General features: G+C 73.6%; 1 protein-coding gene. It reads right to left on the reverse strand.

Features of this window, described 5'->3' with window-relative positions; all coding sequences use genetic code 11:
• Positions 1 to 5: 5 nt before the first annotated feature.
• Complete coding sequence (locus AB0368_RS12885; protein ID WP_366154013.1) at positions 6 to 15,269, reverse strand: type I polyketide synthase; 15,264 nt, start codon at positions 15,267 to 15,269, stop codon at positions 6 to 8.
• Positions 15,270 to 15,393: the final 124 nt, after the last annotated feature.

Raw genomic sequence — 15,393 nt, forward strand, 5'->3', positions numbered from 1 at the left:
GCCTTTCACGCAACGTCGTCCAGGGAACCGAGCGCCCGCTCGATCAGGCTGCTGACGTCGAGCGCGTCGATGAGCTCGTCGTCGACGGCTTCCGGGGCCGGTTCCTCGTCATCCGTCCCGGCTGCCGCCTCGCCGTCGGCCAGTCCGAGCAGTACGTCCAGGACGCCGGCCTCCTTGAACCGCTCGAACGGCACCGAGGCGAGGATCCGCCGCACGTCGTCCTCGCGGGCGTTCAGGTCCTCGTCGGCCCCGAGCAGCTCCGAGCGCAGATAGCCGACCAACGCCTGTGGCGTCGGATAGTCGAAGATCAGGGTCGCCGGCAGCCGCAGCCCGGTGGCGGTGATCAGGCTGTTGCGGAAGTTGACGGCCGCCAGGGAGTCGAACCCGACCTCCTGGAACGCCTGGGCCGGACCGATGCCGTCGGCGCTGCCGTGCCCGAGGACGGCGGACGCCTGGCTGCGGACCAGCCGGAGCAGGATCCGTTCCTGCTCCGCCTCCGCCGCCGCCCGCAGCGAGCCCACCAGCGACGACGCGGTGTCCCCGGCGTCGCCGGACGGCTGAGCCGCCTCGATCGCCGCGGCCGCCTCCGGCAGGTCGGCGAAGAGCGGGCTGGCGCGGACCGAGGTGAACGGGGGGATGAAGGCGCTCCAGTCCATGTCCGCGACGACCACCGACGCCTCGTCGCCCTGGGCCACCCGGGCCAGCGCGGCCAGCGCCGTCTCGGTGGTCATGGGGATGACGCCGCGCCGCCGCAGCTGCGTCAGCGTCGCCTCGTCCATCGCCTCGGACAACGCACCCCAGGCGATCGACATCGCGGGGATCCCCTGCGCCCGCAGCCGGTCCGCCAACGCGTCGAGAACGGCGTTGGCCGCCCCGGCCGTCGCCTGCCCGCCGCCGCCCCAGATGCCGGCGATGGAGGAGAAGACGACGAACGCGTCGAGCGGCACGCCGGCCAGCACCTCGCCCAGCCAGACGGCGATGTCCACCTTGGCGCGGAAGACGTCGGCGACATCCGCCTCGCCGGTGTCGTCGAGTGCGCTGGTCTGCGCCACGTCGGCGGCATGGACGACCGCGGTCACCGGCCCCCGCAGGATGAGGTCGGCGAGCGCCTCCCGGTCGGAGTCCTCGCACGACTCGACGGTGGTCGGGAGGCCAGCCTCCGCCAATCGGTCCCGCAGAGCCTGGATGCTGCCGTCGGGCGTACGCGCGCCGGTGGTGACGACCAGCCGCTCGGCCCCGGCCTGGGAGAGCCACAGCGAGACGTGCTGCCCGAGCCCCTCCGCGCCGCCGGTCACGAGAACCGTTCCGCGCGGGCGCCACTGCCGGTCGCCGACGGACTCGGCACCGGGCTTGCGGCGCAGGCGGCGGACGTACACGCCGGAGCGCCGGATCGCCAGCTGGTCCTCGCCGGACGCCGCGTTCAGGACGCCGAGCAGGTGCCGGACGGCCCGGGCGTCCGGCTCGGCGGGGAGGTCGATCAGGCCGCCCCAGCGGTCGAGTCGCTCGAGCGCCGCGGCCCGGCCGAGGCCCCAGAGCGCGGCCTGGGCCGGCGCCGCGAGGGCATCCCGGATGCCCACGTTCACCGCGCCCTGGGTCAGGCACCACAGCGGCGCGGTGACACCGGCCGCGGCCAGCTGCTGGACAAGCGTGAGGGTCGACATCGTGAGCGCCGCGGCGTTCCCGCCGTCGACGGCGAGCAGCGACAGGACTCCCGACAGGTCGTGTGCAGCCAGAACGCTCGCGAGTTCGGACCGGTCCAGGCCGGCTGACACCTCGAGCGTCACGAGGTCGAGGCCGTTGCTCCGCAACGTCTCGGGCAGGGTGCTGCCGGGGCCGGGAACGATCACCAGCCACTTCCCCGACGGTACGCCCAGAGCATCGCGCTGCAACGGCACCCAGTCGACGGCGTACCGCAGCTTCTCCGTCGTCGACCGGTCCTGGCAGGTCTTCCGCCAGCCGGCGATGGCGGGCAGTACGGTGCTCAGGGCTTCGCTCTGGTCGCCGGACAACTGCAGCAGCTCGGCCAGGGCGGCGGGGTCGTCGATCGCGTTCCAGAAGCCGGCGTCGGCGCCGGTGGCCGTCTGCTCGTCGGCGTCCGTCTCAGCCTCCGCCAACCAGTAGTGCTGGCGCTCGAAGGCATACGTGGGCAGCTCGGCCGCAGGTTCCGCGCCGGCGGGCAGGACCGACGCCCAGTCCACCGGAACTCCCCCGACGAACAGCCGCGCGGCCGACGCAAGGAAACTCGACGACCCGTCGGCGTCGCGGCGCAGGGTGCCCGTGACGATGGGCCGTACGGCACTCTGCCGGCCGTCGTCCACCGCATCGGTGATCGGCTGCATCAGCACGGGGTGGGCGCTGACCTCCAGGAAAACTCCGAAGCCCTCGCCCAGCAGGGTGGCGACCGCGGGCCCGAACCCGACGGGCCGCCGCAGGTTGCGATACCAGTACGCGCCGTCGAGCAGCTCACCGCTGCCGAGCCAGCCGCCGGTCACGGTCGAGTAGAACGGCACCCGGGGAGCCTCGGCGTCGATCCCGGCCAGCGTCTTCGCCAGCACATCCTCGATGTCCTCGACGTGATGGGTGTGCGAGGCGTAGTCCACGGGCACCAGCCGGGTCTTGACGCCGTCGGTCGCCAGCGACTCCAGGGCCTCGGTCAGCGACTCCCGGTCGCCCGCGATCACGACGGCGGTCGGCCCGTTCACCACGGCGAGTTCGAGCCGGCCGCCCCAGGCCGCCAGCCGGTCGCGCACCTCGTCGGCGCCGAGCAGCACCGACGCCATCCCGCCCCGGCCCGACAAGGTGGCCGCGATCGCCTGGCTGCGCAGCGCGACGATCCGGGCCGCGTCCGCCAGCGACAGCGCCCCCGCCACGCACGCGGCGGCGATCTCACCCTGCGAATGGCCCACCACGGCGTCGGGCCGGACACCGGTCGACTCCCAGAGCGCGGCGAGCCCGACCATCATGGCGAAGCTGGCCGGCTGGACGACGTCCACGCGCTCCAGCGTCTCCTCGTCCACCTCGCCGCGCAGGACGTCCACCAGCGACCAGTCCACCCAGGGCCGCAACGCCCGCGCACACTCGTCGATCCGCTCCCGGAAGACGCGCGAGGTCGCCAGCAACGCCCGGCCCATGCCGGTCCACTGCGCGCCCTGGCCGGGGAAGACGAAGACGAGCTTGCCGGGCGCCCCGGATCCCACGACGGTCCCCGTGGTCAGCTGCGGCGCGATCTCCCCGCGAGCCAGGGCGTTCAAGCCGGCCAGTGCCTCGGCGCGGGATCCGGCCAGGACGACGGCGCGCTCGGACAGCGTCGCCCGATTCCGTACCAGCGCTGTCGCCGTCGCCGTCAGCGCGGGTTCTTCGGCACAACCCAGGAAGGCCGTCAGCCGCGCGGCCTGAGCGGTCAGAGACCGGCCGGTCTTGGCGGAGATCACCAACGGTACGGCGCTCGCCGCGGCATCGATCGACGGCTCGGGAAGCGGCGACGCTACGGCGGCACGACCCTCGTCGCACGAGGCCTCCTCGAGGATCAGGTGTGCGTTCGTACCGCTGGCTCCGAAGGCGGAGACGGCGGCCCGGCGGGGACGCCCGGTGTCCGGCCACTCCTGCGCCTCGGTCAGCAGCTGCACCGTGCCGGACGACCAGTCGACCTGGGACGTGGGTTCCTCGACGTGCATCGTCGGCGGCAGCACGCCGTGGCGCAGTGCCTCCACCATCTTGATCACGCCGGCCACGCCCGCGGCGGCCTGGGTGTGCCCGATGTTCGACTTCAGCGACCCGAGCCAGAGCGGCCGCTGCGGATCCCGGCCCTTCCCGTACGTCGCGAGAAGCGCCTGCGCCTCGATCGGGTCGCCCAGCATCGTGCCGGTCCCGTGCGCCTCCACGGCGTCCACGTCCGCCGGGCCCAGGTGTGCCGACGCGAGCGCCCGCCGGATCACCCGTTGCTGCGACGGGCCGTTCGGTGCGGTCAGCCCGTTCGAGGCGCCGTCCTGGTTGACGGCCGAGCCGCGGACCACGGCCAGCACGTGGTGGCCACGCTCCCGGGCCACCGAGAGCCGCTCCAGGAGCACGACGCCGACACCCTCGGACCATCCGGTGCCGTCCGCCGTCGCCGAGAAGGCCTTGCACCGTCCGTCGGCGGAGAGCCCGCGCTGGCGGGAGAACTCGAGGAACGCGTCCGGGCTGGACATCACCGTGGCGCCGCCGGCCAGGGCCATCGTGCACTCGCCGCGCCGCAATGCCTGGGCGGCCAGGTGGATCGCCACCAGCGAGGACGAGCAGGCGGTGTCGACGGTCACGGCCGGGCCCTCGAAGCCGAACACGTACGCGATCCGCCCGGAGGCGACACTCGGCGACGTGCCGGTCATGACGTACCCCTGGACCTCGTCGGGGATCCGGTTCAGCCGGGTCGCGTAGTCGTGGTGCACGATCCCGGCGAACACGCCGACCTCGTCGCCCCGGGCGGACAGGGGGTCGATGCCCGCGCGTTCCAGGGCCTCCCACGACGCCTCCAGCAGCAGCCGCTGCTGCGGGTCCATCGCCAGCGCCTCGCGCGGGGATATCCCGAACAGGCCCGCGTCGAACTGCGCCGCGTCGTGCAGGAAGCCACCCGAGCGGGTGTAGCTGGTGCCGGGGTGCGCGGGATCCGGGTGGTACAGCCGGTCGACGTCCCAGCCCCGGTCGACCGGGAAGTCCGAGATCGCGTCCCGCTGCTCGGCGACGAGCCGCCACAGCTCCTCGGGAGTCTCCACGCCCCCGGGCAGCCGGACGCTCATGCCGATGATCGCGATGGGCTCGTCGAGGTCGGCGGCAGGCGCCGGGGTCGTGTCCCTCGCGGTCGTGTCCTCCCCGGAAAGCTCGCCCATCAGGTACGCCGCCAGCACCCGCGGCGTCGGGTAGTCGAAGACCGCCGTCGCGGGCAGGTCCACGCCGGTGAGGTCGTGCAGCCGGTTCCGCAGCCGCACCCCGCCGAGCGAGTCGAATCCGAGGTTCTTGAACGACTGGTCGTCGTCGAACAGTTCGAGGTCGATCTCCCGGTGCCCCAGGACGACCGCCGAGGACTCCCGGATCATGTCGAGGAGCACGCGTTCCCGCTCCAGCCCGGAGCGGTCCGCCAGTCGTACGGGAGCAGCCTCCCGCTCGACGGCATGCCCGACCTGCGTTTCCACCTGATCGACCCAGTACCGCCGGTGCTGGAAGGCGTACGTGGGCAGTTCGGTCGCGAGGACCGCGGCGGAGTCGGCGGCCCGGCAGACCACGGCGGGCCAGTCCAGCGCCACCCCACGGACGTGCAGTTCGCCCAGCGCGGCGACGACGTCGGCCTCCTCCACGCCGTCCTTGCGAAGCGTGGCAACGCCTTGCGAGGCGGACGCGCCCAGGGTCTCGGCCGCCATGGCGGTGAGGACGCCGCCGGGACCCAGCTCCAGGAAGGTCGTCACCCCGTGATCGCGCAGGGTGGCCACCACGTCCCCGAACCGCACCGCCGCCCGGACCTGCTGCACCCAGTAGTCGGCGGTCGCGAACCCCTGCTCGGCCTGCGGCCGCCCGGTGACGGCGGAGACCGCGGGCACGACGCCCGACCGGTACGTCAGCTTCTCGGCGACCGCGCGGAAATCGGCGAGCATGGGCCGTACCAGCGGCGAGTGGAAGGCGTGACTCACCGGTAGCTTGCGGGTCTTGCGACCGAGCTTCACGAGGTCCTCCGTCACCCACCGCACGGCCGCCTCGTCTCCGGAGAGCACCAGCGACCGGGCGCTGTTGACCGCGGCGACGTCGATGACGCCCGGCGCGTCCTCCAGCAGCGGCGCGACCTCGCCCTCGGTGGCCTGGACGGCGACCATCGCGCCGCCGCCCGGCAGCGCCTGCATCAGCCGGGCCCGGGCGGCGACCAGCTCCCCGGCCTCGGCCAGGTCGAGCACCCCGCTGATGTGCGCGGCGGTGATCTCACCGATGGAGTGCCCGGCGACGAAGTCGGGGCGCACCCCCCACGAGGCGAAGAGGCGGTACAGCGCGGTCTCCACCGCGAAGAGCCCGGCCTGGGTGTACATGGTCTGGTCGATCAGGTCGCCGAGGTCGGAGCCGGCCTCGGCGAACACGACGTCCGGCAGCGGCGCCGCGTCGTGACCCACCCAGTGCTTCTCCACGGCCCGGCACGCGTCGGCGAACGCCTCGGCGAAGACCGGGAACCTCGCCGCCAGGTCGCGGCCCATTCCGGCCCATTGGCTGCCTTGCCCGGTGAAGAGTACGGCCAGCTTGCCGTCGGTGGGCGTACCGGCGATGGCAGCAGCCGAGCCGCTTTCCAGTGCCCGCAGCTCGCCGACGAGGTCGTCGCGATCCCGCACGACCAGCACGGCGCGCCGGTCGAGGTGGGCCCGGGCGGAGGCCAGCGCGAGCGCGGCGTCGGCGACGGCGACCTCGGGCCGGGACTCCAGGAAGCCCGCGAGCCGTCCGGCCTGGGCCCGCAATGCGGAGGGCGTACGCCCGGACAGCGGCACCGGCACCCAGCCGTCACCGCCGGGCTGCTCCGACGCGACCGGCTCCGCCTGGTCCCCGGCCTGCTCGATGATGACGTGGGCGTTGGTGCCGCCGATGCCGAAGGACGACACGCCCGCCCGGCGCGGATGCCCGTTGCGGGGCCAGTCCCGGGCCTCGGCCAGGAGCTGGACGGCACCCGCCGACCAGTCCACGTGGGTCGAGGGCCGGTCGACGTGCAGCGTCCTCGGCAGGACGCCGTGCCGCATCGCCTGCACCATCTTGATCACGCCTGCCACGCCGGCCGCGGCCTGGGTGTGACCGAGGTTCGACTTCACCGAACCCAGCCACAGTGGACGGTCGGCGAGACGGTCGGCGCCGTACGTCTCCAGCAGCGCGTGGGCCTCGATCGGGTCGCCGAGCGTGGTGCCCGTGCCGTGTCCCTCCACGGCGTCGACCTCGTCGGGACGAAGGCCGGCGACGGTGAGGGCCCTACGGATGACGCGTTGCTGCGACGGGCCGTTCGGAGCGGTCAGGCCGTTCGACGCACCGTCCTGGTTCACGGCCGTGCCACGGACCACGGCCAGCACGCGGTGTCCCCGCCGCCGCGCCTGGGACAGCGGCTCGACGAGCAACAGCCCGACGCCCTCGGACCAGCCGGTGCCGTCCGCAGCGTCGGCGAAGGCCTTGCAGCGGCCGTCGGGTGCGAGCCCGCGCTGGCGGGAGAACTCGACGAAGGTCTCCACGGTGCCCATCACCATCACACCGCCGGCGAGCGCCATCGAGCACTCGCCGTTGCGCAGCGCCTGCACGGCCAGGTGCAGCGCGACAAGCGAGGAGGAGCAGGCGGTGTCGACGGTGATCGCCGGTCCCTCGAGGCCCAGGTGGTAGGCGACGCGACCGGAGATCACGCTGCCGGAACCGCCGGTCAGCCGGAAGCCCTCGACGTCGGAGGCGTAGTGCGTACGTACGGTCCAGTCGTGGCTGTTGACCCCCACGAACACGCCGACGTCCTGCCCGGACAGGCCCGAGGGGTCGATGCCGGCCCGCTCGAACAGCTCCCAGGAGGTCTCCATCAGCAGTCGCTGCTGCGGGTCCATCGCGAGCGCCTCGTTCGGGGAGATGCCGAAGAAGGCCGCGTCGAATCCGGCGGCGTCGTCGAGGAAGGCGCCGTGCTTGACGTACGTCGTACCCGGGTGGTCGGGGTCGGGGTCGAACACCCGCTCGACGTCCCAGCCGCGGTCCGTGGGGAACTCGGTGACCGTGTCGGTCTCCGCCGTGAGGACCCGCCACAGGTCCTCGGGGCTCTGCACGCCGCCGGGGAACCGGCAGCTCATGGAGACGATGGCCATCGGCTCGTCGGCCGCCGCCGCGGTCTCCTCGGCCCGCCGGGGCGTCGCCGCCCCGGCGATCTTGGCGTGCAGGTGCCCTGCCAGCGCCTTCGGCCGGGGATAGTCGAAGATCATCGCCGGGGACAGGGTCAGCCCGGTCGCCGCGGCGAGCCGGTTGCGCAGTTCGAGGGCGGTGAGCGAGTCGAAGCCCGACTCCTTGAACGTCCGGTCGACGCGGACGGCGTCCGCATCCGGGTGACCGAGGACGAGGGCGCACTCCCGGCGTACCAGCTCGATCAGGGCCTCGATCTGCTGTTCCGCCGTCGGCAGCGCCTTGATCCGCTCGGTCGGCGACGACGGCGCGGGCCGGGCGGCGGCCCGGGCGATCGGCCGCCTGGCCGGGACGAGACCGCGCAGAACCGGCGGAATCCGGGTGTCGTCGGCGGAGCGAAGCGCGGTCAGGTCGAATCCGGCGGCGACGAACGCGGCGTCGGCGTCGGGCCGGAGCGCCCGGTCGAACAGCGCCATAGCGTCGCCGTCGGTCAGGCCCACCATGCCGATGCCGCGGTTGCGCCGGAGATCGGCCTGGCCGAGATGGCGGGTCAAGCCACTGACATGGTCCCAGTAACCCCAGGCCAGAGACACGGCCGGCAGGCCGGCGCGCCGCCGTTCCCGGGCCAGCGCGTCCAGCGCCGCGTTGGCCGCGGCATAGTTGCCCTGGCCGGGATTGCCGAGCACGCCGGCGGCCGAGGAGTACAGCACGAAGGCGGCGAGATCGAGGCCCCGCGTCAGCTCGTGCAGGTGCAGGGCGGCGTCGAGCTTCGGCCGGAACACGGTATCGAACCGCTCGGCGGTCAGGGCGGTGACGACCGCGTCGTCCAGGACGCCCGCGGTGTGGACGACGGCTGTCAGCGGGCGCTCTGCCCCTATCGACTCGAGCAGTGCGGCTAGTTGGTCCCGCTCCGACACGTCGACGGTGGCGAGGCGGACACTCGCGCCGAGCGCGACCAGCTCGTCGTGCAGTTCGGCGGCGCCTGCCGCGGCCGGGCCGCGACGGCTGGCCAGGACGAGATGCCGCACCCCGTGCTCGGTGACGAGATGTCGTGCGGTGACCGCCGCCAGCGTTCCCGTGCCGCCGGTGATCAGCACGGTGCCGTCGGGATCCAGCGGCCTGGCCTCGGGTGCCGTCGCGGTTGCGTCAACCCGGGCCAGCCGCGGAACCTGCGTCCGGCCGTCGCGCAGCCGCAGCTGCGGTTCGCCGCTCAGCGCGGCCGCGATCACCGTCGGCGCGGCCCGGGCGGCGTCGTCGGTCTCGACCAGGATCAGCCGGCCCGGGTGCTCCGACTGCGCCGACCGCACCAGACCCCACACGGCGGCGGAGGCCACGCCTGCTTCCTCCGGCGTTACGACCACCAGGCGGGCGTCGTCCTGAGCCGGCCGGGCGACGAACGCCTGGAGCACGCCGAGAACCGTGGCCGCCACGGCAGCCGGGTCCCCCGCCGAGGTGTCGACCTCGTGAATCAGCAGGTCCGCGCTCGCGCCGGCGAGGTCCTCGACACCGGCGACGTAGCGGGCGGTGGGGTGGGCGGCGGAGGCGCCCGCCTGGTGGTCGACCCAGTCGACGCGGAACAAGCCGGCCGGGGAGTCGCTGCCGCTGACCCGTTCGGCGGGCCCGGTGGCGACGGCTTCCACGGCCAGCACCGGCTGCCCGGTCGGATCGCTCAGCTGGAGGCGAAACGAGGTGTCGACGGCCGCCGAGCGTACGTCCACCGTGGAGGCTCCGGACGCCAGCAGCTGGACGCCTCGCCACCTCGTGGGCCGCAGGTCCGGTGGGATCGCCGTACGGACCGCCGCGTCGAGCAGCAGCGGGTGGATCCCGTAGTTATGCGCCTCGGCCAGCGCCGCTTCGTCGAGAACGACCTCGACCGCGGCTCCGGACGGCAGTGCCTGAGTCGCGGCGGCGGCCGGAATCAGAGTGCCGGTGGCGTGCCGCGTCCATTCGTCGGATCCCGCGGCGCAGGAGTGGATCTCGATCGGCCGCCGGCCGGCGGCGTCGGGCCGCCCGGCGACGATCCGGACGTCCCGGCCGCCCTGCCGCGGCAACGCGACGGGCCGGTCGACGGTCAACTCGTCGACGACCGGGGCGCCGACCTCGTCACCCACCCGCAGCGCCAGCTCCACCAGGGCCGCCTCGGGCACCGCGACGGTGTCACCGGCCGCCGTGCCGGAGGCGAGCCACGGAAGCCCCGCCGCCGACCAGCGGGCCGTCGCCACGAGCCCGCCGGCATCGGGAAGCCGGAGGAACGCGCCGAGCAGCGGATGCCCGGCCTGGGCCAGACCCAGCCGCGAAGCGTCGGCGACGGACGCGGGCCGGAGCCAGAAACGCCGCCGCTCGAAGGGGTACGTCGGCAGATCGATCCACTCGCCACCGTCGGCGGCCGGAGTCATGCCGCGCCAATCCACCGGCACACCCCGGACGAACAACTCGGCCATGGACAGTGCCATGCGCCGCAGGCCGCCGTCGCTGCGCCGCAGCGATCCGCCCACGACCGCGTCCACGTGCGCCTCGTCGATGATCCCGGCGACCGGCTGCACGAGCACGGGATGGGCGCTGACCTCGATGAACGTGTGGTAGCCGCGATCCAGGAGCCCGGCGACGGCCGGCCCGAAGCGAACTGGCCGGCGCAGGTTCTGGTACCAGTACTCGCCGTCCAGCACGCCGGCGTCCTCGACCGGGTTCAGGGTGACGGTGGAGTGGAACGGCACCGCCGGGGCTCCCGGCCGCAAGCCCGCCAGCGCGGCCGCCAGGTCGTCGCGGATGATCTCCACTTGGCTGCTGTGCGAGGCGTAGTCGACCGCCACGCGCCGCACCTCGACGCCGTCGCGGGTCAGCTCTTCCAGCGCCTCGTCGAGCGCCTCCGACTCGCCGGACAGGACCACCGAGGAGGGGCCGTTGACCGCCGCGACCTGGACCCGGCCGGCCCATTTCGCCAGCCGGGCCGCCGCCGTGGCGGCCTCCAGCCGGGCCGAGGCCATGCCGCCCCGTCCGGACAGCGTGCCCGCGATCGCCTGGCTGCGTACCGCCACGACTCGCATGGCGTCCTCGAGCGAGAGGGCACCGGACACGTACGCCGCGGCGATCTCGCCCTGCGAGTGGCCCACCACCGCATCCGGCCGTACGCCCGCCGACGCCCACACCGCGGCGAGGCCCACCATCATCGTGAAGCTCGCCACCTGGACGACATCGACGCGTAGCAGCAGTTCCGGGTCGGCCTCCCCGCGCAGGACGTCGAGCAGTGACCAGTCGACCCACCGGTCCGCGAGGCGCGCGCACTCGGCGGCGAGCTGCGCGAACGCCGGCGAGGTGTCGAGCAGCTCGCGGCCCATCCCGATCCACTGCGCCCCCTGCCCGGGGAAGATGAGGACGACGCCCGACGGCGCGTCCGAACCGGTGACGGCGCCGCGCACCACGACGGGGCTGGGCTCGTCCCCGGCCAGCGCGCGAAGACCGGCGAGGGCCTCGTCCCGGGAGCCGGCCAGCACGACCGCGCGCTCGTTCATGACCGCGCGCCGGGCCGTCAGGCCCCCCGCGACGTCCGCCCACGACGACTCGTCGGCGGCCGCCACGACGCCGGCCAGCCGGTCCGCCTGCCGCCGCAACGCCTCGGGGCTGCGGGCCGTCACGACGAACGGCACGACCCGCGGCGGCGCCGAGTGGCGGGCGGCCGGCCGCGGCGGCGCTTCCTCCAGGATCACGTGCGCGTTCGTCCCGCTCAGGCCGAAGCTGGAGACGCCCGCGCGGCGGGGGCGACCCCGGTCGGGCCAGGGCCTGCTCTCGGTCAGCAGCGTCACCGCGCCGGCCGACCAGTCGACCCGCGACGTGGGCTCGTCCACGTTGAGCGTCGCGGGCAGGACGGCGTGCCGGAGCGACTCGACCATCTTGATCACGCCGACGATGCCGGCCGCGGCCTGGGTGTGGCCGATGTTGGACTTGAGCGAGCCGAGCCACAGCGGCTGGTCCTGGTCGCGGTCCTGGCCGTACGTGGCCAGCAGCGCCTCGGCCTCGATGGGGTCGCCGAGAACGGTCCCCGTCCCGTGCCCCTCGACCGCGTCGACGTCCGCCGCGCCCAGCCCCGCCGACCGCAGCGCCTGCTGGATGACCCGCTGCTGGGCCCGGCCGCTGGGTGCGGTGAGACCGTTGGAGGCGCCGTCCTGGTTGACGGCGGATCCGCGCAGCACGGCCAGGATGCGGTGCCCGTGCCGGCGGGCGTCGCTCAGGCGTTCGAGGACCACCACACCGGCGCCCTCCGCCCAACCGGTGCCGTCGGCGGCCGAGGCGTACGACTTGCACGTGCCGTCGCCGGCCAGGGCGCGCTGCCGGGAGAACTCGACGAACGTCCGTGGGGTGGCCATCACCGTGGCACCACCGGCCAGCGCCAGCGAACACTCGCCCTGGCGGAGAGCCTGGGCGGCCAGGTGCACGGAGACGAGGGACGACGAACATGCCGTGTCCACGGTGACCGCCGGCCCCTGGAAGCCGAACACATAGGAGACCCGGCCCGACGCGACGCTTGAGGCGGTGCCGGTCGTGACGAAGGCCTCGAGTTCCTCGGGTACGGCGCCCGTGCTGCCGTAACCCTGGTCCATCACGCCGGAGAAGACGCCGACATCCGTACCCCGCAACGTCGTCGCGTCGATGCCCGCGTGCTCGAGCGCCTCCCACGAGGTCTCCAGCAGCAGCCGCTGCTGGGGGTCCATGGCGAGCGCCTCACGCGGGGAGATGCCGAAGAAGTCGGCGTCGAACTCGGCGGCTCCCTCGAGGAACCCGCCCCGGTCGACGTACGAGGTTCCGGCCCGGTCGGCATCGGAGTCGAACAGCTGCTCGAGATCCCAGCCGCGGTCGGCCGGGAACGGCGCCGACGCCCCCCGCCCCTCGCTGACCAGGCGCCACAGGTCGTCCGGCCCGGCGATCCCGCCCGGCAGCCGGCAGGCCATCCCGACGATGGCCACCGCCTCGTCCGGCTCGGCCACGGTCTCGGTCCCGGCGGTCGACGGAGCGTCGCCGATCAACGTGGCATGGAGGTACGCGGCCAGCGCCCGCGGCGTCGGGTGATCGAAGGCCACTCCCGTCGAGAGCTTCAAGCCGGTCCTCGCCACCAGCAGGTTGCGCAACTGGACGATCGCCGCCGAGGTGAAACCGAGGTCGCGGAAGGAGCGGTCGGCGGGGACCCGGCCGGACTCGGGCCGGCCCAGCGCCGCCGTGGTCTCGCCCTGGACCAGGGCCTCGAGCCTGGCGATCCGGGCGTGACTGTCCAGGCGGGACAGCTCCGCGCGCAGCGACGCCGTCGTCGCCGCGTCGGGGCGGTTCTGGACGGACGGTTCCTCCGGCAGGCGCAGGCGCGCCGCGAGCAGCGGCGGTGAGTGCGGATCCGCCAAGAGCATGTCGACCGCGTCCAGCCCGTCGCGCTCGGGTCCGCACCAGGCCAGAAACGATCCCCGCAGCCCACGTCGCCGGCGCTCGTGGACGACCACTTCCACCATGGCCGCCGCGATCGCCCGGTCGGGATCCGCCGGTGCATCGACGACTTCATGGGAATCCGCGATCGCGATGAACGTGGTCCGCTCGGATGCGGCAGCCGCGCTCAACTTACGGACCAGGCCCGGGCCGCCGTCGACGACGATCACCGCGGACAGCACGGCGCCGGCTTCCAGTTCAGCCAGGGAGTCTGCGAGCACCAGCCGCGCGGCCGGGTAGACGGCACCCAGGTGGCGTGCCACTGCCGCGCCGCGCGCGGTGTCCGTACCCGTCACCACCACCATGCCGTCGCCGCCGTGCCACGCATCCCGCATCGGACGGTCGACCACTGGCCGCCGGATCAGCCGGGCCGGCGATCCGGCAGCTGTTTCCGGGACCCGCTCGACGCTCATGACCCCGTCATGACGACCGCTCGCCGTGTACCGCAGCAGGGCCGGTCGATCGGCCAGCAGGCGCCGCTGGATCTTTCCCGACGCGGTCCGCGGAATGCCGGTGACCTCGTAGACCTCCTCGGGGGCTTTGAATGCGGACAGCTTCCGCCGGCACCGCTCGATCAGGGCGCTCATCTCGACGCCGGACGCGTCCGGGACCACGTAGGCGACGGGCACCTCACCCAGCACCTCGTGCGGCCGCCCGGCCACGCCGACGTCCGCCACCCCCGGGACGTCCCGGAGCACCGCTTCGATCTCCTCGGGATGGACGTTCTCCCCGCCCCGGATGATGAGGTCCGTGATCCGCCCGCGGATCGTGAAGTAGCCGGCGGTGTCCCGCCGGGCCAGGTCGCCGGTGTGGTACCAGCCGTCGCGCAGCGCCGCCGCCGTCGCCTCGGGCTTGCCGTGGTAGCCGGCCATGACGTTCGGACCGCGGACCCACACCTCGCCGTCGACCCCGTCGGGTACGTCCTGACCCGTCTCCGGGTCGACGATGCGCACGTCCACGCCGGGCACCGGAAGGCCGCAGGAGCCGTCGACGCGTACGCCTCCGGGCGGGTTCATCGTGATCGCGCCGCACGTCTCCGTGCTGCCGTACGCGTCGACGAGCGGCACCCCGAAGCTCTCGCGGAACGAGCGGCACAGCTCGGGCCCGGCGACGGCTCCCCCGACCAGCCCGATCCGCAGATCCGGCAGCGAGAAGGCGTCGCGCTGCCTCGCCTGCACGAGATGGTGGTACGTGGTGGGCACACCGGCCAGGAACGTGGCGCGGGTTTCGCGCAGCGCCGTCAGGACGTCCTCGGCGGACGGACTCTCCATGATGCGCGCGGTGGCGCCGACGACGGTCACCGACAGCACGCACGCGATGTGGGAGAGGCTGTGGAACAGCGGCAGCGGCCACAGCACGCGGTCGCTCGCCGACAGCGCCGGAATGGGTACGTAGCTCGCCGCGACCGAGTAGAGGCAGTTGCGCTGGCTGGACAGCACGCCCTTGGGTTCGCCCGTGGTCCCGGACGTGTAGAACATCCAGGCCACCTCGTCCAGGCCGAGGGCGTCCGGGGCGGTGTCGGCGGGTTCGGTCCGCACGAGCGCGTCGTACGACTCCCCCGTCACCACCAGCCGGGCATCCGAGCGGGGGAAGTCCGGCGCGTGCACGGGATCGGTGATGATGACGCCCGCGCCGCTGTCCGCCACGAAGTAGGCCAGTTCGGCGGGCGTGGAGGCCGGGTTGACCGGTACGCCCACAGCACCGGCGCGGACGATCGCCAGGTAGCTCTCGACCATGTCCACACCGTTGCGCAGACAGATCATCACCCGGTCCCCGCGCCGCACGCCGAGGGTCACCAGGTGCCCCGCCAGCCGGCGTGTACGCAGCTCCAAGTCGCGATACGTCACCGCGCGCGCGTCGTCCTCGAACGCGACCTTGTCGCCGAAGCTGTCCGCGTTCTCCCGCAGTACGACGGGAAGGGATTTGATCACGTCAGTACGCACATTCGAACCCACCTGCGCCACGCTAAAGCGGCGCCATGGGGAGAACATCCCTCAGCTTGATAAAAGAAAACGGGCGGTGAGACCACAGCCGACGCTGTCGTCTCACCGCCCGGAAAAGGGACGGTGGTGCTACCGC

The organism is Actinoplanes sp. NPDC051475 (assembly GCF_040689425.1).
GTDB lineage: Bacteria > Actinomycetota > Actinomycetes > Mycobacteriales > Micromonosporaceae > Actinoplanes.